General features: G+C 65.6%; 19 protein-coding genes. 10 read left to right on the forward strand and 9 right to left on the reverse strand.

Annotated features, from left to right (window positions below):
* Nucleotides 1–158 precede the first annotated feature (158 nt).
* A complete protein-coding gene (locus BWQ93_RS15580) occupies nt 159–542 on the forward strand; it encodes an antitoxin Xre-like helix-turn-helix domain-containing protein (protein WP_077031308.1) in 384 nt (127 codons plus the stop codon).
* 4 nt (nt 543–546) lie between these two features.
* Nucleotides 547–1,236 (forward strand): RES family NAD+ phosphorylase, encoded by a 690-nt coding sequence (locus BWQ93_RS15585; RefSeq protein ID WP_077031309.1) that lies wholly within the window; start codon nt 547–549, stop codon nt 1,234–1,236.
* 49 nt (nt 1,237–1,285) lie between these two features.
* Here the strand turns inward: BWQ93_RS15585 and BWQ93_RS15590 are convergent, their stop codons facing one another.
* From BWQ93_RS15590 to BWQ93_RS15620, 7 genes are all read right to left on the reverse strand, one after another.
* On the reverse strand, nt 1,286–2,323 hold the full coding sequence (locus tag BWQ93_RS15590) for a DUF7146 domain-containing protein (protein WP_077031310.1): 1,038 nt from the start codon (nt 2,321–2,323) through the stop codon (nt 1,286–1,288).
* An 11-nt stretch (nt 2,324–2,334) separates the two neighbouring features.
* On the reverse strand, nt 2,335–6,693 hold the full coding sequence (locus tag BWQ93_RS15595) for a strawberry notch family protein (protein WP_077031311.1): 4,359 nt from the start codon (nt 6,691–6,693) through the stop codon (nt 2,335–2,337).
* A gap of 91 nt (nt 6,694–6,784) precedes the next feature.
* Entirely contained in the window at nt 6,785–7,429 is a 645-nt protein-coding gene (locus BWQ93_RS15600; protein ID WP_077031312.1) for an antitoxin of toxin-antitoxin stability system, read from the reverse strand.
* A 145-nt stretch (nt 7,430–7,574) separates the two neighbouring features.
* Nucleotides 7,575–8,081: a hypothetical protein gene (locus BWQ93_RS15605; RefSeq protein ID WP_077031313.1), complete on the reverse strand. Its 507-nt coding sequence runs from the start codon at nt 8,079–8,081 to the stop codon at nt 7,575–7,577.
* The gene (locus BWQ93_RS15610; RefSeq protein WP_077032458.1) at nt 8,074–8,565 is read right to left on the reverse strand and encodes a hypothetical protein; all 492 of its coding nucleotides are present in this window, start codon (nt 8,563–8,565) and stop codon (nt 8,074–8,076) included. The genes BWQ93_RS15605 and BWQ93_RS15610 overlap by 8 nt, the downstream gene beginning before the upstream one ends.
* A gap of 150 nt (nt 8,566–8,715) precedes the next feature.
* Nucleotides 8,716–10,821, reverse strand: coding sequence for a ParB/RepB/Spo0J family partition protein (locus tag BWQ93_RS15615; protein ID WP_077032459.1), 2,106 nt, complete (start codon nt 10,819–10,821; stop codon nt 8,716–8,718).
* A 103-nt stretch (nt 10,822–10,924) separates the two neighbouring features.
* A complete protein-coding gene (locus BWQ93_RS15620) occupies nt 10,925–11,347 on the reverse strand; it encodes a DUF2958 domain-containing protein (RefSeq protein WP_077031314.1) in 423 nt (140 codons plus the stop codon).
* 486 nt (nt 11,348–11,833) lie between these two features.
* Here BWQ93_RS15620 and BWQ93_RS15625 point away from each other — a divergent pair, with 486 nt between their 5' ends.
* The gene (locus BWQ93_RS15625) at nt 11,834–12,568 is read left to right on the forward strand and encodes a LuxR family transcriptional regulator (protein ID WP_077031315.1); all 735 of its coding nucleotides are present in this window, start codon (nt 11,834–11,836) and stop codon (nt 12,566–12,568) included.
* A gap of 81 nt (nt 12,569–12,649) precedes the next feature.
* Here BWQ93_RS15625 and BWQ93_RS15630 read toward each other — a convergent pair whose 3' ends face one another.
* On the reverse strand, nt 12,650–12,874 hold the full coding sequence (locus tag BWQ93_RS15630; RefSeq protein WP_077031316.1) for a GDCCVxC domain-containing (seleno)protein: 225 nt from the start codon (nt 12,872–12,874) through the stop codon (nt 12,650–12,652).
* Nucleotides 12,867–13,217: a mercuric transporter MerT family protein gene (locus BWQ93_RS15635; protein ID WP_077031317.1), complete on the reverse strand. Its 351-nt coding sequence runs from the start codon at nt 13,215–13,217 to the stop codon at nt 12,867–12,869. Before BWQ93_RS15635 ends, BWQ93_RS15630 begins: the two co-directional genes overlap by 8 nt.
* 77 nt (nt 13,218–13,294) lie before the next feature.
* Here BWQ93_RS15635 and BWQ93_RS15640 point away from each other — a divergent pair, with 77 nt between their 5' ends.
* The 7 genes from BWQ93_RS15640 (at nt 13,295) to BWQ93_RS15670 (ending at nt 20,438) form a co-directional block, all read left to right on the forward strand.
* On the forward strand, nt 13,295–13,711 hold the full coding sequence (locus BWQ93_RS15640; RefSeq protein ID WP_077031318.1) for a MerR family transcriptional regulator: 417 nt from the start codon (nt 13,295–13,297) through the stop codon (nt 13,709–13,711).
* A gap of 147 nt (nt 13,712–13,858) precedes the next feature.
* Entirely contained in the window at nt 13,859–14,485 is a 627-nt protein-coding gene (locus tag BWQ93_RS15645; RefSeq protein WP_067186751.1) for an acyl-homoserine-lactone synthase, read from the forward strand.
* Nucleotides 14,482–15,348 (forward strand): phytanoyl-CoA dioxygenase family protein, encoded by an 867-nt coding sequence (locus BWQ93_RS15650; protein ID WP_077031319.1) that lies wholly within the window; start codon nt 14,482–14,484, stop codon nt 15,346–15,348. Before BWQ93_RS15645 ends, BWQ93_RS15650 begins: the two co-directional genes overlap by 4 nt.
* Nucleotides 15,345–15,941, forward strand: coding sequence for a GntR family transcriptional regulator (locus BWQ93_RS15655; protein WP_077031320.1), 597 nt, complete (start codon nt 15,345–15,347; stop codon nt 15,939–15,941). The genes BWQ93_RS15650 and BWQ93_RS15655 overlap by 4 nt, the downstream gene beginning before the upstream one ends.
* Before the next feature lie 65 nt (nt 15,942–16,006).
* A complete protein-coding gene (locus tag BWQ93_RS21305; RefSeq protein WP_083720951.1) occupies nt 16,007–16,801 on the forward strand; it encodes an RNA polymerase sigma factor in 795 nt (264 codons plus the stop codon).
* Nucleotides 16,798–17,811, forward strand: coding sequence for a FecR family protein (locus BWQ93_RS15665; RefSeq protein WP_077031322.1), 1,014 nt, complete (start codon nt 16,798–16,800; stop codon nt 17,809–17,811). The genes BWQ93_RS21305 and BWQ93_RS15665 overlap by 4 nt, the downstream gene beginning before the upstream one ends.
* A 98-nt stretch (nt 17,812–17,909) precedes the next feature.
* Entirely contained in the window at nt 17,910–20,438 is a 2,529-nt protein-coding gene (locus BWQ93_RS15670) for a TonB-dependent receptor (protein WP_232314628.1), read from the forward strand.
* Nucleotides 20,439–20,448: the final 10 nt, after the last annotated feature.

A 20,448-nucleotide genomic window follows, 5' to 3' on the forward strand; every position in this document is an offset into this window, starting at 1 on the left:
AGGCCGGAGGCGCGGGCTCTGCCGGGATGGGGCGAAGACCAACCTGTTCGCCCGGAGGATGACGGACCGGGTCAGAGACGCGCGTCATTGCTTCTTTTCGGATGAAATATTGACTTTTGTTCAATAAAGGAACATATGGGCCATGAAAGGAGCCCGACATGGCAACGGCAGTAGCCAAGATGATCGACCGGAAGGATCTTACCGGCCCGGCGCTGCGCACCTTTTTCAACATCGCCGAGGCGTGGAAGCTCAGCGAAAGCGAGCAGATGGCGGTCCTCGGGCTCGACAGCCGTTCGACGCTGCATAACTGGAAACGCGGCGAGGTCGCGGCGCTTTCGAAGGATGCGCTCGAGCGGATTTCCTATGTCATGGGCATCTACAAGGGCTTGCAGATTCTCGTGCCGCAGACCGCCGACGAATGGGTCCGCAAGCCGAACAAGGCGAAGAGCTTCGCCGGCAAGTCCGCCCTCGACCGGATGGTGTCGGGCAATGTCTCGGACCTTTATGTCGTGCGGCAATATATCGACGGGCAGCGCGGCTAAGCCCATGCCGCTCGACATTCCGGTGACGGCGACGAGCTGGACGCCCTGCTATCGCATCATCCCCAGCCGCTTCCCGCCGATCGGCCTGTTCGAAAAGGTTGCCGAGCCGGCCGATCTCGAGGCGGTCTTCCAGATCGAGGCGATGACCAACGACCGCCTCCGCGACGAAGTCGGCGTGCTCGCGCTGGTGCCGCCCGAGGACCGTGTTTCGGGTCCCGGCACGACACCGATCATGGCCGCCTTCACCCATCTCAATCCCGAGGGCAGCCGTTTTACCGACGGCAGCTTCGGTGTCTTCTACGCCGGCCTCACGCTGGACACCGCGATCGCGGAAACGCGGCACCACCGCGCCAGATTCCTCGCAGCGACCGACGAGCCCGCGCAGGAGATCGACATGCGCGTCTATGCCGTCGACCTTGAGGCCGGTCTCCACGACATTCGCGGTCTCGCGGACAGCCATGCGTATCTCTACGATCCGGACAGCTATATCCATGCGCAAGGGCTCGGGGCCGAACTGCGCGATGCGGGTGCGGACGGTATCCTCTACCAAAGCGTCCGCGATCCCGGCGGCGAATGCGCCGCCGTCTTCCGGCCGCGCCTCCTGTCCAACAGCCGGCAGGAACGGCATCTCTGCTATATGTGGGACGGCACGGCCATCACGACCATCTATGAAAAGAAGAGCCTCGATAGCTGAAAGAGCGCGATAGCGTCCGGGCTCCAAGCCGAACCGTTTTCGTCAGGGATCATCGTCCAAGAAATCTCTCCGCGTCGACCGGCGTCAACTGCGACCCCAAGTTTTCCGCCAGCCGCGCCGGGCCGAACCGGCGAAGATCGGTATTGAGATCGTCGCGCTGCGGCTCGAGCGCGTGGACCGCGATGCCGAGCGGCAAGGCGCGCTCGTTCAGCGCGGCCCAGGCAGAACGCCCGGCGGGATCATCGTCGCGCGCGACATAGAGGCGCCGCAGGCATGCCGGAAACAGGAGCGCCGCGAGATGCGCTGCGGAGAGGCCGGCGACGATCGGCAGCGATGGCGCAACCTCGCGCAATGACAACATGGTCTCGATGCCCTCGCCGAAGGCCATGACCTCTCCCGCCAGTCCGAAGCGCACGCCATGCCCCAAAAGATGTCCCATCGCGCGCCGCGGATAGGCCACCGGCGCCTTGGCCGGCCGTGCCGGATCGAGCCAGGTCCGATGGACGCCCATGAGCGAGCCGTCCAAATCGGTCACCGCTGCAATCATCGCCGGGAATGCCGGCTTGACCGATGGGGCATCCTCTTCGGACCGGCGATAATAGCAATGCGGATGATATCGCAGCGCCGGCAAATCCCCGCCCCGCCGAAGAGCGCGGTCCGCGAGATAGGTTGGCACCAGCGTCCCGGCGATGGGTTTCGAAGCCGCCCAAAGCCGCGCGGCCGCCTCCCTGCTTCCCGGGCTCGCCCGCCGCGGACGCGGGTTGCGCTTCACCGGGTCAGGCAGAGGCAGGCTCAGGAAGCGCCGCGCCTCGGCAAGCGTTTCGCCGAGGCTCATATGCGCGCAGCTCGCGGCGATGATGTCGAGGAGATCGCCATGATCGCCGGTCGCCGCATCGGTCCATTTTCCGGCGCGCGGTTTGCCCTCGCTGCCGCTGAGCCGGACGTAAAGACTTCGCCCCGGCGCATTATGCACGTCGCCGACCAGCCAATAATGGCCTTCACGGCGACCGTTCGAGAGATAATGACGGCACACCGCCTCGGCATTCTCACCGAGACGGCGCGCGAGTTCACGGGCTGGGCTTTCCATGCGGGGCTCCTTCAGGCGGCCTTGCGGTCGCTGACCCGCTCGATCGGAAACCGATCGACGAGCCGGGCGAACACATCGGCGCCAGCAGCCCCTGCCGGCACGTAGAGCTTCAATTTCCACGAGACGATCTCCGAAATCAAGCCAAATGCCTTCAGCCGCTCGATACCCAGATCGTTGAAACCGGTAAGCTCGATCCGCCAGTCGTTCATGGCCCGGACGCGCGCGACGCGCTGACCCTCAGCGAGGTGGAAAACGGCATCGCCCGCGAGCAACATCGACCAGGCTTGTTCGGCCGACAGCTTCGGCGGCCCGTCATCGACGATCCGAGCGGCCCATGCGGGCGATACGCGGCGGCCGATCACGCGCTCGCCAGCATCGGTCTGCAGGCGGTAGACCCGTGTCGACTCGTTCGGCAGGCTGCGCCAGATCGGCAACAGGAGCCCCGAGACCATATGGAGCGTGCCGGTTTCATATTCAGGAAGCTCTCGAAGTTCGGCTTCCCACGCCGCGGTAAACGCCTCCGCATCGACGATAGTCCAGTGGCTCGCCCCGAATTGCTCGGCGAGGATCAGTACAGTCTCCATCGGGCGGATCAGGCGGAAGCGGCGATGCACCGCACCCTCGTCGTCGACGAGGCTGCGCGCGCGCAGCTTGACCGCTGCCCGGCCCGAACGCCCGTTCACCAGCAACGCCGCTTCTTCAGCCCGAGCGAGATCGAGCACCTTGCCGAGCGAGAGCGGGACGACGCGGTCAATCCGGTCGATCGTCAGAAGCTGAGTCTCGGCGCCGGTGCCGGGATGGGTGTAGATCGTCCGGCGATCGGTGACGATGAAGCTCTCGGCGCGCAGCGTCTCGAGGCCGACCTCATAGCTGCCCGCCGCGATCGCCGCCTCGACCCGGGCGACGAGCAGCCCCTCGAACGCGTCGAACAGGATATTCTGTAGGTCGATGGTGAGCGCGAGCATGCGGTTGAGGAAGGTGGTGATCGGCGGCAGTTCGTCGCGAATCCCGCCTTCGGCATCGAGCAGCGACAGCCCGGTCGCGGCCTCGAAGCAGAGCAGCGAGCAGCCCTCCACCTTGCCGCGCACGATCAGCATGTAGAGCTGGCGGAGCGCGTCGCGGGCATAGAAGGATTCCAGATTGTCGTGCGCGCTGAACATATTCTGGCCGCCCGTCTGCCGCTGCCCCCGCGTGATCGCGCCCATCGTGTCGAGCCGCCGCGCGATCGTCGAGATGAAGCGCTTCTGCGCTTTCACGTCGGTCGATACCGGGCGGAACATCGGCGGCTGCCTCTGGTTCGTGCGGTTCGTGCGCCCGAAGCCCTGGATCGCGGCATCGGCCTTCCAGCCCGCCTCGAGCAGATAGTGGATACGGCGGCGCTGGTTCTTCGCGCCAAGGTCGGCATGATAGGAGCGCCCGGTGCCGCCGGCTTCCGAAAAGACGAGAATTCGCTTCTCATCGTCCATGAAAGCATGGGTCTCGCCGACATTGGCGCTGCCCGGACGGTTCTCGACCGCGAAACGGACGTCGCCACTCTCGCGGGCCCGCGGCACGATCCGCCGCGAGCGCCCCGTCACCTCGGCCACCATAGCGGTCCCGAAATGCTGGACGATCTGGTCGAGCGCGCCCGGCACGGGCGGCAGCGACGCCAGCTTCTCGATCATCGCGTCGCGGCGCCGACAGGCTTCGCGGCTGACGATCATATTGCCGTCGCCGTCATAGGCCGGGCGCGACGACAGATTGCCGTCGCCGTCGGTGCAGGGCTCGAAGAGCTGGACCGGGAAGCTCGACGCAAGATAGTCGAGCACATATTCGCGCGGCGTGATGTCGACCGACACATCGTTCCACTCGTCCGCCTGGATCTCGGCCAGCCGCCGCTCCTGCAGCGCCTCGCCGGTCGAGACAATCTGAACGACCGCCGCATGGCCCGCCTCAAGATCGCGCGCGATGCTCGCGATCGCGCTCGGCGTCTGCATCGCGGTGATGAGATGGTTGAAAAAGCGCTGCTTGGTGCTCTCGAACGCCGATCGCGCCGCCGACTTGGCCTGGGCATTCAATGTGCCATGTTCTGCGCTCGTCACCCCCGCCGCCTCCATCGCGGCATTGAGATTATTGTGGATGACCTGGAAGGCGGCGGCATAGCTGTCGTAGATGCGCCGTTGTTCGCCCGTCAGCGCATGTTCGAGCAGCTCATATTCGACGCCGTCGAAGGAGAGCGAACGCGACGCGTAAAGGCCGAGCGCCTTCAGGTCGCGCGCGAGCACTTCCATCGCCGCAACCCCGCCGTCCTCGATCGCCGCGACGAAATCGGCACGCGATGCGAAGGGGAAATCACTGCCGCCCCAGAGACCCAGACGCTGCGCATAAGCGAGGTTCTGAACCGTCGTGGCACCCGTCGCCGAGACATAGACGATGCGCGCCTCGGGAAGCGCATGTTGGAGGCGAAGCCCGGCACGGCCTTGCTGCGAAGGCTTCTGATCGCCGCGTTCGCCCTTCCCACCCGCGGCATTGGCCATCGCATGGGCTTCATCGAAGATGATGACGCCGTCGAAGTCGCGGCCGAGCCATTCGACGATCTGCTCGATCCGGCTCGCCTTCCCCTCGCGCCCTTGCGAACGCAATGTCGCATAGGTGGTGAAGAGAATGGCCTCGCCGAGCTTCACCGGTGCCCCCTGCCGGAAGCGCGACAGCGGCGTGACGAGCAATTTCTCCTGCCCCAGCGCCGACCAGTCGCGCTGCGCGTCTTCGAGCAGCTTGTCCGACTTCGAGATCCAGAGCGCACGGCGGCGGCCTTTCAGCATATTATCGAGAATGATGCCCGCGACCTGCCGGCCTTTGCCCGCGCCGGTGCCGTCGCCGAGGAACCAGCCGCGCCGGAACTGCACCGCGCCTTCCGCGTCATCGGATGCGGCGCCGACGACGTCCCAGGTGGCATCGACCGTCCACGCACCCGAGAGATGCCCGCCATGGGCTTCGCCCGCATAGATGATCGATTCAAGCTGCGCGTCGGACAGCACGCCTTCGCTGACGAGATGCGCCGGCAGATGCGGTCGATAGACAGGCTTGGGGGGCGCGACCGATGCCATCGAGGCCGACTGGACGAGCGCGGTGGGATGCGGCCTCGCCCCGGGAATGGAGAGCGATTGAAGTGCATAGGGCTCGTAGATCGTGTCGCCGAGCTGGCCCTCGGGCGGCACCCAGTCCAATGTTTCATAGCCAAGCTCGACGCCGGCATCGCCGGGCGGCGCAGCCTTTGCCGAAGCCCGGGCACATGCGTCATCAACATTCGCCGTCGCTCGGGCCTGCACCGCCGTCGCCGGTGCAACGGGCAAAGCGGGCGGTGCCGGGCGCGGCGGCAGATCCTCCTCGACCCATTGGAGCAATGTGGCAAGGTCGGGGGCTTCGCCGCGGCTTTGTGGAAGCTGCGCGGGATCGCCCGCGGGAACCTTGTCGATCACGATGAGGCGGGTGGGTATCGTCGTGCCATGCCTGGCGAAGACCTTGCCGGCGATCGCCGCCGAGAAACGAAGCGTGGCGCTTTCCTGCAAGCGGATGAAGGCGCCGCGCCATGCCGGCGCCTCAGGCGAGCAGCCGGCACCCACGATGGCGACAAGCCGGCCGCCGTCTTTCAGCCGCGCCAGCGCCGAGGCGATGTGACGAAGCGCCGCGCCCTTCATCTTGCGATCGACATTCACGAGTGAGGAGAATGGCGGGTTGATCAGAACGACATCGGGCGCGACCCCAGGATCGAGCCGGTCGTCGATCGCCGCGGCATCGTGACGGCTGACCAGCGTCGGCGCGAAGAGCAGCTCGAGCAAGCCCGCGCGCAGTTCGGCGAATTCGTTGAGCGCGAGCGTCGCGCCGGCAAGACCCGCGTGCACGGCGAGCATTCCCGTCCCCGCCGAGGGCTCGAGCACGCAATCGCCGGGCCGGATCGCGGCAGCGAAAGCGGCGACGAAGGCGAGCGGCAGCGGGGTCGAGAATTGCTGGAAGGACTGCCCCTCCTCGGAGCGCCGCGTCTGGGTCGGGACACGCGCCGCGATGCGCTGCCACATGGCGAGCTGGCGCTGCGGCGCGCGGCCGCGAGCGGCCAGCGCGCGCCCGTAGCGGCGCAGCAGCAGGACCTGCGCCGCCTCGCACGCATCATAAGCCATCTTCCAGTCCCATGCGCCCTCGGCATCGGTCTGGCCGTAGGCCGACGTCATCGCGATCCGGAGCTGCCCGGTGTCGAAGGGCGTTCCGTCCTCGAGCAGCGGAAGAAGGCGCTGGGCCGCATCGAAGAGCCGCGCCGCAGGGGTGGCCGCAGGTGAGGAAAGAGATGAGGCAATGGGGGCGGCGCCGGCTTCGGCGTCGGGCAAAATGGTTCGCATGGCGGAATATCCTGGAGAGGCGTTGAAGGGCAGCCGCCAGGCGCTCTCTCCTGGACCCTGGGGCTATCCCCTTCCGGCCCGCCTCTTCCTCTCAGCCAAAGCGGTCCCCGGCTTCGGTGAAGCCATAACCATTGGCCAGGATCACCTCGTCGACGGCTTCATCGGAGTTCAGATAATCGAACTCGCGCTCGAGCTGCCGGTAGAGCCAGCGCGCCAGATCGCGCAGTGCTTCGCCAATTTCATCCTCCGCATCCGCGGTCATCTCCCGCAACATCGGGTCATCGCGCTCGACAGCGATCGCCATGCTATATTCGTGATGATATCGGCCGCGGTGCGCGACGACCGACGAAAGCTGATAGAAGTTCCGGCGCTGGACCGCCTGCAACGCGCCGGCGATGCGATGAAGCTCGGCGTCTTTTGGCGCATAGCCGCGGATATTCTTCAGCGCGGCCTTGGCGTAGCGATAGACACCCTCGAAGCAGGCACCGTCGCCCTGGCTCGCAAAGCCCGAAAACCAGATACAGCTTCGCGCGCGCGTGCCGCCGCCGAACAGGCGGACCCGCTGCGTCGCCAGTTCGACGCCGACAAGGTCGCAGATGCGCTCGAAGTCGGCGAAGGCAGCATCGTACCAATCATGATCGAAGCCGCCCTCGCGATACCAAGCGCGGGCCCGATCCTTTGCCGCCTCGGAAAGCTCTTCGAGACCATATATGGTCGTTTCGACAATCTCGGGCATCGGCTTGCCTCCTTTGAACGGGTCGAAGAGGTGGGAAAAAGGGAGGCGGACATGCCTGCCTTCCCAAACAAGGACCTACCTCCCCAAAAAGGAAAAGCCCGGCACAGAGCCGGGCCTTTCAGTCGGTTTGTCAGCACTGGATCGATCAGCGCGGAGGATGTTCGCCCTGAAGCCGGCCAAGAGCTTCTTCAAGGAAACCCGTCGTCGACATCGTGTCGATGTCGTCGGCGGTGATGAAGTTGGCCATGCCGCCGAAGCCATCGGGGCGCATCTTCGAGCAGGTCCAGGCCATCATCACCTGCAAATGATCGAGTGTCTCCGATCGCCGCACGATGTCCTGGAGGATGGCCTCATAGCCGAACATCGACACATCGATCTCGAGTTCGGTCGTCCCCGCCTCGCATTCGCCGAGCTCCCTTTCGACCAGTTCGGCGGTGCAGCTTTGAACGCCCTTGCTTTCCGCAAGCAGCGTCTTCGCCTCATCGACCGACAGGAACAGAAAGTCGTTCGGACCCGCGCTCGCGAAGAAATAGACGTCGTCGCCCATATCCTCATGCTCGAAGATTTCGCCAAGGATCCTTCGCTCGAGCACGGTCATGGCCGCGACCGGGACATCGGGCTTGATGACCGTCTGGGAGAAATAGTCAGCCATGACAGGCCTCCTCCACAGCAGCCGCATCCACCGGTGGGGGATCGCCCTCGACCACCAGCGGCGGCACGACAAAGGCCGCGGCGTCGAAATAGGCGAGGACCGCCGCGATGCTTCCGCGCTCGTTCACCAGATAGCGGTCGATCATGACGCGGTCGGATTCATCGACCATGTAGGAATCGATCGTGCCCGCACCGCGGAAGACGATCCGTTCGGCGCTCCATTCGCCGGGATAGCTCCCCGACCAGCGGACAAACGGCAGCCCCTTCTCGGCACAGAAGCTTTCGAGGGCTTCGACCCGGCCCCAGGCGACCTCATGCGCGTGGAGCGACACCGCCTCGCCGATAGTGCGATGGCCGGGCTCGAAGGATGGACCATCCCATTCGGTCGACAGGCCCTCCATGGCGATCAGGGCCGCAAGCTCGGCGAAGGTCGATTGGTCGGCATGGCCGCCGATCGTGATCGAAACAGGGACGCGGTCAGCCATGACGCCCTCCATGGTCTGCGCCCGACATCGTCACCGGCGCCAGTTCATTGACAAGATTGGACATTTCAATTCTCCGGAAGAAGGAAAGCCCGGCACGCGGCCGGGCTTTTTAAGTTTGAGATCGGGCGGGCCTGCCTGGCCCAGCAGCGGCTATTCGGCCGCAACCGCATCGCCGCCCGCGACATCGTCATCGAGCGCGTGGGCGAGACCCGGCGGAAGCGCGTCCAAGGCGTCATCATTCGCCGCAGCCGGAACCGCGGGCTCGAGACCGGGCGTGCGCAGCGGCGCCGGAAGCCAGTCGCTGTCTTCGAGCAGCCGCTCGGCCTCGCGTGCCATGTCGGCCTTTTTGAGATGGTCGATCATCTGGGCAAAATTGTCGCCCCGCGCTTCGGCGATGTCGGCGAGGATCCGCGGCTTGGTCACGCTGCGGAAATAGCCGTCGGCCGTCGGACGCCAGCCCGCGCCGAGTACATCGAGCCCCACCGCCTGCGCCAGCACATGGCTGTGCGCGATCCGGCGCGCGACGCCATGCGCCGAGATGCGGCCATTGTCATATTTGGGGACGATCTCGGCCTGCGCGTTGACGCAGAGCGACGCACAATGCGCGAACAGCTTCGTCTGCTCGTCGCCATCAAGCGTCAGCAGATAGTCCCACACCTCCTTGTCCGACTGCGGGAGCCGCTCCTTCCATTGGGCGGCCCGCGCATCGATCGCCTGTGCCGGACCGCAATCGCGCAAATTGTTGGGCGCGTTCGTGAAATAGACGCGGTTCGGCGACACCTGAACGCAGCTTTCCCTGCTGCTCGAATAGAAGCAGCCGAGCACGAGGGCATGGAGAACCGAAGCGAAGGCGGTCGCCGGATCCTGCGCGAAGGCGTCCTGAAGCGCGAGCGTGCGCCACGCCGTCAGATCCGACACGAGCCGATCGGGAAGGGGCCGGAGTGTCTCCACCTCCTCGTCCTCGCCAGCGTCGGCCAACACCGCGGCTTCGCCGCCCGCGTCTGGACCGGCGGACCGGGCATCGCCGTCCGCGGCCGAATGCGCTTCGTCTTCGGACGCTTCCGTCTCGGGCTCGTCCTCGGGCTTCACGAATCCACGCTCGACCCGCACCGAACCATCGCGGTCGATCGAGACGAAAGCGCCGGCGATCGCCATCTGGGCAGGGTCGAAAAGCTCCGGTCGGTCCGCAAGCGCGCCGAGCTCGGTCTCGACTGCATCGAGCCGCGCGTGGACCTCGGCCGGAACCTCCGGCGCATCGGCCCATTCCGTGTCGAGTTCCTCGGCTTCGACCTCGAGCGCGGCGACGCGCGCCAGCTCATCGTCGCTCATCGGGATCACCTCGCGGTCGATTTCGCGGAGGCCGCGCGTGGCGTCCCACGGCAGGTCGATCGAGGTCGTCACCCATTTCCAGCCTTCGGCCAGGACACGCTCGCCTTCCGCCTTCAGCCGCTCATCGACCAACCGGTCGAGAAGCGCCGGATCGGTGAGCCAGCCGCCGCCATCGGCCTCGAACAGGTCGCGAACGACGCTGCCACCGGCTTCGACATAGGCGCCCAGACCCACGAAGCATGTCCGTTTGTCGGCGGCGCGCACGCTGTTCTCGGTCAGCTTTTGGCGAATATAGGCCGCCGATTTGTTGAAGCTGTGTTCGAGCTGGTCCCACAGCTCTTCCTGGCGCGCATGATCGTCCGACACGGTGAACGCCATGAGCTGGTCGAGCGTCATCGCATCATCGGCATAGAGGGTGTGGAGCTTCGGCGAGACACCTGCAAGCCTGAGCCGCTGGCGCACCGCGGCCGGAGTGGTGTGGAAGTGCGCGGCGATTTCCTCGATCCCGGTGTCCTTCTCGACCATCACCAGCATCGCGCGAAACTCATCGAGCGGATGAAGCTGCTCGCGAAAGCTGTTTTCGGCGAGGCTGTCCTCTTCGGCGAGGATGTCATTGTCGGCGACGCGCACGACGCAGGGGATCGGCGCATCCTTCGCGAGCCTTTTGCGCTTCACCAGCAGTTCCAGCGCGCGGTGGCGGCGCCCGCCGGCCGGTATCTCGTACCGGCCGGTTTCCTGGCCGTCGGCGCCGAGCAGTGGCCGGACGTTGAGGCTCTGGAGCAGCCCGCGCCGGTCGATATCGTCGGCGAGCGCATCGATCGACACACCGGCCTTCACACGCCGGACATTGGACTGCGACAGGACCAGCCGGTCGAGCGGGATATCGCGCGACGGGCTGAGGGTGATTTTGGCGGCAGTTCTGGCCATGGCCATTCTCCATGACGGGCCGCCGCGAGACACTCTCCCGGCTTCCAAGCCCGTCACGAAAAACCGGCCCTCCTCTCCCTTTTTGGGGCCGCCGCAGGCGGACCTATCCGCACCCGGCAATTCGGGAGCCGCGCCCGCTCATCCGCGCCGCCGCTTCGCGCAAACTCCGCTCGCCGAGCAGGATCGAGCCCGCGCTGCGAGCCGCCGCCGCATATACGGAGAGCGGATGATGCGGTGTGAAGCCGAGGTCGCGCTCGATGCCGAGGCCGTAGGGCAACCGGACTGCTTCGAGTTCGGCGAGCGCGAAACTGCCCAGCTCGGGACATCCGAAGCCGAGATCGGCAAGGCCGAACAGGATCCCGTCCTCGTCCATCTCGGTCGCGAGCCAGGTCGCCGAGCCCACCGGGTTGAAGAAGCGCACGACGGGTGCCGGGTCGGGTTCGCGCCCGCCGCGCGCGACGGCGGCGCGATGGGCCGCGTCGTTGGCGCGTAGTCGCGCCGCGAGATCGGGGGTCAGGAGTTTCATGCCGCCGCCCTCCCGGCCAGGGTTGGGGCGTACACGCCGGTCGGGCGGACGGGCCACGCGAGCGCCAAGTGCGGGAAGAAGGAATGATATGTCATGCAAGGTCTCCGCGGCGGACCGGAGGCAGGGCCACTCCCGCCTCCTTCGATCCGCTCGCCAGGACCCGTTCCTTCCTCTCGCTCTCTTTCCGGGCGCCGCGCGGCAGCGCCCGGCGAACCGGAAATAGATGCAGATCTGGGGCCAATTTTCCGGGACCCGCGCCTTTCCCGTTTCCGGCCAATCGATTAGGACCGGGAAGCGATCGCCATCGCGCAGCAGGGGTTAGGGCAAAAGCCCGCCTCGCCGAGGGCCGGGACCAGTCGCATAATGTCCCATCTGTCGTCCGTGCCGGAGAGGAACCGGGACCGGCGACCCAGGGAGCGGCTCGCGGGATCGACGGGTTGGGAACGTGCCGGCGACCGGACGGTCACAGTGAAGCATTTTTGTTTGATGGAGGAACTCGCCCTCGAAATTTCCACGGCGACGAATGAGGACGGGCTCTTCGAAGCCCTCGCGCGCGCATCGATGCGCCTCGGCTTCGACCATTTCGCGCTCGCCTATGACCGGCGCGGCAATGCCGAGCCGGCATCCCTGCTGGTTCACAATTACCCCGACGCCTGGGCCAAGGTCTATGTCGGCTTCGATCTCGGCGGTGCCGATCCGGTGCGCCGCGCCGGCGAACGGTCGATGACCGGTTTCCGCTGGGACGAGATCGAAAGCTATATCCCCCTGACCCGCGGCGACCGGCAAATGCTCCATGTCGGCCGCGAATATGGTCTCGCCGATGGTTATACGGTGCCGCGCCACCTTCCCGGCGAGGCCAGCGGCGCCTGCTCTTTCGTCCTGCGCCCGCAAAGCGAGCTCCAGGACGATATGCTCCGCATTGCCGAAATTATCGGCGCGCTCGCGATCGTCTCGGCACGCCAACTCGTCGGCACCGTACCGCTAAAAAGCCGGGCGACGCTGAGCGAACGGCAGCGCGAATGCGTATTATGGACAGCTCGCGGCAAGACCGCGGCCGAGGTGGCGGTCATTCTCGGGATCGGTGAAGTGACGGTCGTCCAGCATCTCAAGACGGCGCGCGACCGCTACGACGTGCATTGCGGCCAGATGCTGACCCTATGCGCGCTCTTCGACGGCCTCATCGGATTCGGGGACGTTTATGACTGGTGGCACGCGCGCTGACCGCGTCAACGGCGACTTGTCCCCATGTTCAGCATGGAGGCAGGCAGGCCCGGCATGACAGCCGAGGCGAGGGCGTGCCGCTCAGTCGCAGCAAGCGCCCTTGCCCCCGATCTGGATCGGCGGGCAGGGCGTGGTTCCATAGGAGCAGAACACGCAGCAGTCGCCGGGCTCGGGCCTCAGCACCGCGCCGCAGCCCTTGCAGTCATAGAAGAACTGACAGGCGTCGGTCGGCATCGTTTCCGTCTCGCGATGGCCGCACTGCGGACAGGTGATCGTCGAACGAAGTTCGGGGCCAGCATCAGACATAATGATAGCCCGCCCACAGCAGCGCCGCGCCAAGCAGGAGGCCGGCAAGCGTCAGGATGCGCACCCAGCGGAGCGTGCAGGCACCGCTGGGGCCACAGCGCGCGGCCGCCCGCTGCTGGCGGAAGAGCAGGAAGGCGCCGAGAATGAGGCATGCCGCCCCGATCAGGAGAAGCGGCGTGCGATAAGGCATGGCCACCATGGCGATGCCGCCGAGCCATGCGGCTCCGATCCCCGCGGAGGCCAGAAGGAAGGGCAGCGCGCAACAGGACGCAACGCCGAAAGCCGCGGCGATGCCGGCTAAGGTGAACGCGCCGGCGTCGATACCCTTGGGTCGATTCTGCATTGGGATCGGTTCCTTGTGCGGTGTGAGGGAACGCCGTAGCATCTGTAGCAGCTACAGACTCAAGAGGTATTTTTGCGATGGCCGCAACCAGCGCGATGCAGATCGGCGAACTCTCGCGCCGCACAGGCTGCAACATCGAAACGATCCGCTATTATGAGCGGATCGGCGTCCTCGACGTTCCGCTCCGGCGCGGTCGCTACCGCAGCTATGGCGAGGAGGATGTAGGGCGCCTCGGCTTCGTGCGCCGGGCCCGTGAGCTTGGCTTCACCCTCGACGAGGTGCGGGCGCTGCTCCAACTCGCGACTGGAGGCCAGGCTGCCTGCGCCGAGGTGCGCGACGTCGCCTCGTCGCACCTTGCGGATGTGCGCGCGAAGATCGCCGATCTCAAGCGGATGGAGCGTGTCCTCGCCGCTTCGGTACGGGCTTGCGAGGCCGGAGACGATCCCGCCTGTCCGCTGCTCCAGACGCTTCGCGCCGGAACACCGCACGGCTGATCGTCCGGATGACGCCCGTGTGACGACGAACCACAGGCTCCGCTACCAAGGGTTCAAGGAATCGCGCAAATCATCCTCATATCTTGGGATACGCGCAGTCCACCGAAAATGATCTGATTCCCGGCACCAAACAGCCGAGGAATCATCATGATCGACACGACCCCGCGGGCGCCTGCCGCGCCCGGGAATGCGGCGCTGCGCGCCATGTTCGCCGCGCGCAAAAGCGTCTTTATCGACCTGCTCAAATGGGACCTGCCGGTGCTCGCCGGCCAATATGAGCTCGACGAGTTCGACACGCCGGCGGCGCGCTACCTCATTCTTCTCGATGCCGATGGCCGTCACCGCGCATCGGCGCGGCTGCTCCCGACCGAGGGCGCGCATCTTCTCGGTGAGCATTATGCCCATCTGTGCGCGGGCGAGGTGCCGCGCGGTCCAACCGTCTGCGAGATCAGCCGCTTCTGCCTCGACCGCGACCAGGACGCAGCATCGCGCCGCGCCGCGCGCGACCAGCTGGTGACCGCCCTTGCAGAGCATGCGCTGCGCGAAGGCATCACCGATTATACCGGCGTCGCCGACCTGTGCTGGTTCGATCAGGTACGGGAGTTCGGCTGGAGATGCGAGGCGCTCGTGCCGAAGGCCGCGGATCCGGGCGGGAGATTGATGGCATTGCACATCCATATCGACGCGCATGTGCTGGACGACCTCAAGCGCGGCGGCGTCTATGCGCCGCTCTCGCTCCGCCTCGCCGACGACGATGGGGAGGCGGAAGCATGACCGGTCTTGCGTCCGATGATCTTGCCCGCGAACTGCGCCGGACAGGATATTGCATCGTCCCCGACCTGATTCCCCCGGATGCGATTGCGGCGCTCGACGCCGATCTCGATCCGGTCTTCGCCGCGACACCGTTTGGGCGCGGCGACTTCTACGGTCATCGCACCAAAAGATTCGGTGCGCTGATGAAGCGCTCGGCTTGGGCGCAGGCTCTGGCACTCGAGCCGACAATCCTCGCGGCGGTCGAATCCATTCTCGGCGAGGCCTGTGAGAGCATCCAGCTCAATGTCGCGCAGGCGATCGAAATCCATCCTGGTGAAATCCGGCAATTCCCGCACCGCGACCATGATATGTGGGCCGGCGAAAAGGGGGCGCATGAATTTCTGGTCAATGTGATCTGGCCGCTCACTCCCTTCGCTGCGGACAATGGCGCGACGCACATCTATCCGCACAGCCATGGCGCGGAGGGCATGGCGAAGCCGGACCCTGGCGAACCGATTGTCGCAGCGTGCGAGCCGGGCGCCGCGATCTGTTTTCTGGGCTCGACCACGCATGGCGCCGGCGCCAATATCACCAACGAGGTGCGTCGCGGCGTCGTGATCGGCTACAGTCTCGGCTGGCTCAAGCCCTATGAGAATTTGTGGCTCGCCTATCCACCCGAGGTCGCGCGCGGCTTCCCGCCCGAACTCGCCGCGCTCGCAGGCTACCGCCAGCACCGTCCCAATCTTGGCAATTATGAAGGCCAATGCCCCTCGGTTCTGCTCGGAGGCGAAGTCCCGGAGCATATCGGCGCGGTCGATGGGCTGCGTCCCGACCAGATGGAGATGCTGGCAGACTTCGCAGCGGCTGAACGGAACGGCGCATGAGCCCCGCGCATGTCGTCGAGCCGACCTATGAGGCCATCAAGCGCCGGTTGATGGCGGGCGGCTGGGCGCCCGGCAGCCGACTGGAGTCGGCGAAGATCGCCGATCAACTCGGGGTCAGCGTGACACCGGTGCGCGACTGCCTCTACCGTCTGGCGGGCGAGCGCATGGTCGATTTCACCCATGGAGACGGATTTCACGCGCACCGCCTGTCCGAGACCGAATATCGCGACATGCTCGAACTCCACCTCATTCTGCTGCTCGCGGCGCTTGCGACGACCCCGCGCGGGCGCGCGGCGCCAGATCCGCAGGATGGCGACTATCCCGACCGAACCGCCGGGCTGTTCATCGAAATGGCCGCGCGGTCGGGCAATGGCGAACTGGTCGCGAGTATCACTGCGCTCGGCGACCGCCTCCATCTGGCGCGGCACCTCGACGAACAGCTTGTCGGCGAAACAGCCGCGGAACTCGATGCGCTCGCGGCCGCGCTGACAAGCGGCACGCCGCACGGGACGCGCAACCTTCTGCTGCGCTATCACGAACGCCGCGCCGGCGAAGCGGCCAGCTACGCCCGGCTACTCGGAGGCGCGTCATAGAGCCGGACCCGGCGCTCAGCGCCTGATTCCACCCATAATCCTTGTCTTTGCGCGGCCATGCTGACATGATTCGGGGTGCGGGATCGATCTGGCAACGCCCGTGCGATAATATCGCCAGCCATTATGAACGCCCGTCCTTGCCGGACAGGCGGCCGATCCGGACCAGGTCGCCCTCGCGCGGCCCAACGGCGGCACAGCGTTGGGAGATCGATAGCCCGGCAAGCGCCGGACTGCTGTCTCGTGCCGGTCGGCTGTGTCCCTTGTCTTCCTTTTCCTCCAAGAAATTGTCACAGCAGCGCCACCCCTTTTCGGTGTCGTCGGCCTGTCACGCGCATCCCGACGACCGGCCAGTCATGGCACCGGCGGAGGCTTGCGACCTCGATGACGCTTTTCGGGCGCATGGTCCTTGGCTCTTTCATTTTCTTCGCCGAAAGGCGGGGCCTGAAGAAGCGCCGGATCTCGTGCAGGAAGTTTTCGCGCGCGCGGCGGGCAGCGATCATCGCCACAGCCTCGCCAATCCCGGCGGCTTCCTTCGCCGCATAGCGCAGAATCTGCTGATCGACCGTGCCCGGAGACAACGGCGCAACCCCGCGCTTTTCTTTTCCTTTCAGGAGGAAAGCGACGCCGCCAGCCCGCCGCAGCAGGAATGGAATATGGAAGCCGACGACCTTCTCCGGCTCTATGAAGAGGCGGTCGACGCCATGCCGCCAAAGACACGCCGGGTGTTTCTGATGCACCGGGTCGACGAACTCAGCTATCGTGAGATACATGAATGCCTCGGCATCAGCATCGCGACGGTGGAATATCATATGATGAGGGCGCTCGGCTTTATCGCGAAGGTGGTGGACGGCGGCCAATGAGTGAGGCGTCTGACGATTATCCGGTCGACACGGTAGCGCACGCCTGGCTCGTGAAGATGCGCGGCGAGAACCCCGAGGCGCACCGCGGCGAGTTCGACGCCTGGCTTTCGGCCTCGCCAGACCACAAGGCGGCCTATGAACGGATCACGAAGAAGCTCGCCGCCTCGGCGATCCTGAAATCCTCGCCGCGTCACGGCACTGCGCAAACCGAACAGCGCCGCGGCCGACGCCCGGCCGCGCGACGCTGGCTGTCGGCGGGAGCCGTGATCGCCGCCGCTGCGGTGGTATTTCTGGCTTTCGGCGCTGGCGGGGCTCCGCTCTCCGGTCCGCTCGGAGACGGTGCGCTCACGGCGCGCGCGGCCGAGCCGCTGGTAACCCGCCGCGGGGAAATCCGCAGCTTCCGCTTTGCCGATGGTTCAACCGCAGTGCTCGATACCGATAGCCGGCTCGAAGTCTCATTTGCGCAAGCGACGCGCCATCTCCGGCTTGCCAAAGGGCGCGTCCGGCTTTCGGTGACCAACAATGAACAGCCACTGCGCGTCGAGGCGGGCGGCGGCGTGGTCACGGCCGAGGATGCGGCATTCGATATCGGTTTCGAGGAAAATGGCGCGCTCAGCGTGACGGTGCTGCGCGGCGAAGCCGATATTCGCTTTGGCGGCGCCCCTGAAACCGGCAACCGGCGCGCCCAAGTCCTGCCATCGGGACGGTCCGTGACCTACGGTCCCGGCGGCAAGGAGCAGCTACCGGCCGCATCGCCGACACAGCAAGGCAGCCGCGAATGGCCGTCTGGCTGGGCGGACTATCGCTCGGTCCGGCTCGATCAGCTCATTGCGGAAGCCAACCGCTACGCGGTGAAGCCAATCATTGTCGACGACGCAAGAACCGCTGGGCTCGAAGCGTCGGGCCGGTTCAGGATCAGCCAGCCCGAGAGAGTGGCCGAGCGGCTCGGCCAATTGTTCGATCTGGAGACCGTCAAGCGCACCGACGGCATCCACCTTCGCCAACGATAATTATTTCATCATTCCCCTAAGGCGGTCGCCGACCCGGCGTCATCGCTCCCCCAATGGCCGTGTGCCCAAGCATCCGGTCACAACCCAGGGGGAGTATAATGATGTCCGGAAAATCTCGTTTTTGCCTGTCGCTGATGGTGGGTGTAGCCTGTCTGCATCCCGTTGCCGCGGCGGCTCAGCTGCAGGATCGCCAGAGCTTCGATCTGCCAGCGCAGGATCTCGGCGATGCGTTGCGAAAAGTGGCCGAGCAAGCTGGGATCGAACTTTACGCATCAAGTGCCGATCTCGCGGGCCGGACGACCCGACCGCTCAAGGGCGACATCACCCCGCGCGAAGCAATCGAGACCCTGCTGCGCGGAACTGGGCTGACCCCGCGCTTCGAGCGTGGTTCGGTCATCATTTTGGGGCGAGCGCAGTCCGAGAGCAGTCCGGCGCAAGAAGACATCGTCGTGACCGGCAGCCGGATCTCCGGCGCCCCGTCCGCAGCCCCGGTGATCCGCGTCACGAGCGAAGATATCCGCAATGGCGGTCAAGCCGATCTCGGCGAGGTTGCGCGCAGCCTGCCGCAGAATTTCGGCGGCGGCCAGAACCCCGGTATCGGTTCGGGGCAAGGCACACAGAACCAGAACGTCAACGTCAACGGGGCATCGACCTTCAACCTGAGGGGCATCGGGCCCAGCGCCACATTGACGCTGCTCAATGGCAACCGGTTTGCTTACAGCGGTACGCAAAGCGTGATCGATATCAGCGCGATACCTACTGCGGCGGTCGAGCGGATCGAGATCGTCGCCGACGGTGCTTCGGCAATCTATGGCGCCGACGCCGTCGCGGGAGTCGTCAACATCCTCCTCCGCAAGGACTATGAGGGCGTCACCACGAGCGCCCGGCTTGGCGGCTCCACCGATGGGGGCAATTTCCAGCAGCAATATAATCTGCTCGGCGGCGCCAAATGGTCGGGCGGCGGATTCATGGCGACTTACGACTATTTCGACAACAGCGCGATTCTCGCGCGCGACCGCAGCTACACCGCGACCAGCAACCCCGCCTCGACCCTTTATCCCAGTCTGAAGCGGCACAGCCTGCTATTGAGCGGGCACCAGGAATTGACGCCCAGCCTTCGGCTGAAAGCCGATGTCATCTACAAACGCGGCGACATGCAATCGGTGCGCGGGCTGCTCGCCGACCGGCCGATTACGACCCGGGGTCTCGTTGTCGACAATGAATTCGAGACATTCGGCGTGGCGCCGACGCTGGAAGCCGAAATCGGCGGTGCGTGGACTGCTCGGCTCACCGGCTTTTACGGCACCGACAAGACCTATGGCGTCACCCAGAACTTCACCAACGACGTCGAAGCTCGATCGATCCGGATCTTCGACAATCGGAGCGTCAGTGTCGAAGCGGGCATCGAGGGTCCGCTGTTCACCCTTCCCGGGGGTGACGTGAGGCTCGCGGCAGGCGGCGGCTGGCGAAGCAACCGCATCGTGGCACTGGTCGCGGGGCGCAACTTCGCACCAACGCGCGAAAACCGCTTCGCTTACGGCGAACTTTTCGTGCCGCTCGCCGGCCCTGCGCAGGACCTCGCTTTCGCGCATCGCGCGTCGATTACCGCCGCACTCCGCTGGGAGGATTACTCCGACTCGGGCAGCATCGTCACGCCAAAGCTCGGTTTTGTTTATGCGCCGGCGCCGGAGCTCAGCCTCGGCGTTTCATGGGGGCGCTCCTTCAAGATGCCGACGCTCAATCAGCAATATAGCGGCTATACGCCCGTGCTGCTGCCAGTGACGGGATATGGCACGCTTTTCCCGCCCGGCTCGACCTGTCTCTATATCGGCGGGCCGAACCCCGACGTCGGCCCCGAGCGCTCGGAGAATATGACGCTGAGCGCGACCTTCCAGCCTTCGCCGCGGCTGCAGATCGTGACGAGCCTGTTCCGGATCGATTATCGCGACCGTGTCGCCCCGCCCTTCGGTTCACCGCTGGGGATATTGACCAATCCCCTCTTCACGAGCCTGGTGACCTTCAATCCTTCCGCAGCCCAGCTCGACGCGGCGATCGTCGGTGCATCGGACCCGCTCGGGAACGCAACCGGCGGGCCCTATAATCCCGCCAACGTCATCGCGCTCATCGATGGCCGCGACCGCAATATCGCATCGCAACGCTATGAGGGGGCCGACCTCTCGCTTCGCTACCGCGCGCCTGTGGGCGGCGGGCGGGCGCTGACCGTCACGGTCAATGCGACCTGGCTCGACAGCCGGCAGCAATTGCTGCCCGGCCTTCCGGTCACCGACCTCGCGGGCACGATCTTCAATTCGCCGCACTTTCGCGCACGCGGAGGCGCGACCTTCGGCGACGAACGCTTCACGATCGCGTCCTTCGTGAATTTTACCGGCGGGGTAACAGACCGCCGGCGCGCGGTGCCGGCAAAGGTTTCGCCTGTGGCCACCGTCGATCTCGCGGCCCGCATCAAGATCGGCGACCTCGCCGAGCTATCCGTAAACGCGCTCAATATCTTCAACGCAAAGCCTGACAGGACGGCGGTAGCATCGCCCAGCGACACGCCCTTTGATTCCACCAACTATTCGGCGATCGGCCGCTTTTTCGGGCTGACGATCAGCCGTGACTGGTGAGGAGGGCGGC

It is taken from the genome of Sphingopyxis sp. QXT-31 (assembly GCF_001984035.1).
GTDB lineage: Bacteria > Pseudomonadota > Alphaproteobacteria > Sphingomonadales > Sphingomonadaceae > Sphingopyxis.

What these genes read in the sequence shown, in the direction of transcription:
- BWQ93_RS15665 (WP_077031322.1), top strand. Translation starts at nt 16,798, where the DNA reads ATGAGTGAGGCGTCTGACGATTATCCGGTCGACACGGTAGCGCACGCC.
- BWQ93_RS15585 (WP_077031309.1), top strand. Translation starts at nt 547, where the DNA reads ATGCCGCTCGACATTCCGGTGACGGCGACGAGCTGGACGCCCTGCTAT.
- BWQ93_RS15645 (WP_067186751.1), top strand. Translation starts at nt 13,859, where the DNA reads ATGATCGACACGACCCCGCGGGCGCCTGCCGCGCCCGGGAATGCGGCG.
- BWQ93_RS15650 (WP_077031319.1), top strand. Translation starts at nt 14,482, where the DNA reads ATGACCGGTCTTGCGTCCGATGATCTTGCCCGCGAACTGCGCCGGACA.
- BWQ93_RS15590 (WP_077031310.1), bottom strand. Translation starts at nt 2,323, where the DNA reads ATGGAAAGCCCAGCCCGTGAACTCGCGCGCCGTCTCGGTGAGAATGCC.
- BWQ93_RS21305 (WP_083720951.1), top strand. Translation starts at nt 16,007, where the DNA reads ATGATTCGGGGTGCGGGATCGATCTGGCAACGCCCGTGCGATAATATC.
- BWQ93_RS15580 (WP_077031308.1), top strand. Translation starts at nt 159, where the DNA reads ATGGCAACGGCAGTAGCCAAGATGATCGACCGGAAGGATCTTACCGGC.
- BWQ93_RS15620 (WP_077031314.1), bottom strand. Translation starts at nt 11,347, where the DNA reads ATGAAACTCCTGACCCCCGATCTCGCGGCGCGACTACGCGCCAACGAC.
- BWQ93_RS15615 (WP_077032459.1), bottom strand. Translation starts at nt 10,821, where the DNA reads ATGGCCAGAACTGCCGCCAAAATCACCCTCAGCCCGTCGCGCGATATC.
- BWQ93_RS15625 (WP_077031315.1), top strand. Translation starts at nt 11,834, where the DNA reads ATGGAGGAACTCGCCCTCGAAATTTCCACGGCGACGAATGAGGACGGG.
- BWQ93_RS15595 (WP_077031311.1), bottom strand. Translation starts at nt 6,693, where the DNA reads ATGCGAACCATTTTGCCCGACGCCGAAGCCGGCGCCGCCCCCATTGCC.
- BWQ93_RS15670 (WP_232314628.1), top strand. Translation starts at nt 17,910, where the DNA reads ATGATGTCCGGAAAATCTCGTTTTTGCCTGTCGCTGATGGTGGGTGTA.
- BWQ93_RS15600 (WP_077031312.1), bottom strand. Translation starts at nt 7,429, where the DNA reads ATGCCCGAGATTGTCGAAACGACCATATATGGTCTCGAAGAGCTTTCC.
- BWQ93_RS15655 (WP_077031320.1), top strand. Translation starts at nt 15,345, where the DNA reads ATGAGCCCCGCGCATGTCGTCGAGCCGACCTATGAGGCCATCAAGCGC.
- BWQ93_RS15610 (WP_077032458.1), bottom strand. Translation starts at nt 8,565, where the DNA reads ATGGCTGACCGCGTCCCTGTTTCGATCACGATCGGCGGCCATGCCGAC.
- BWQ93_RS15605 (WP_077031313.1), bottom strand. Translation starts at nt 8,081, where the DNA reads ATGGCTGACTATTTCTCCCAGACGGTCATCAAGCCCGATGTCCCGGTC.
- BWQ93_RS15635 (WP_077031317.1), bottom strand. Translation starts at nt 13,217, where the DNA reads ATGCAGAATCGACCCAAGGGTATCGACGCCGGCGCGTTCACCTTAGCC.
- BWQ93_RS15630 (WP_077031316.1), bottom strand. Translation starts at nt 12,874, where the DNA reads ATGTCTGATGCTGGCCCCGAACTTCGTTCGACGATCACCTGTCCGCAG.
- BWQ93_RS15640 (WP_077031318.1), top strand. Translation starts at nt 13,295, where the DNA reads ATGGCCGCAACCAGCGCGATGCAGATCGGCGAACTCTCGCGCCGCACA.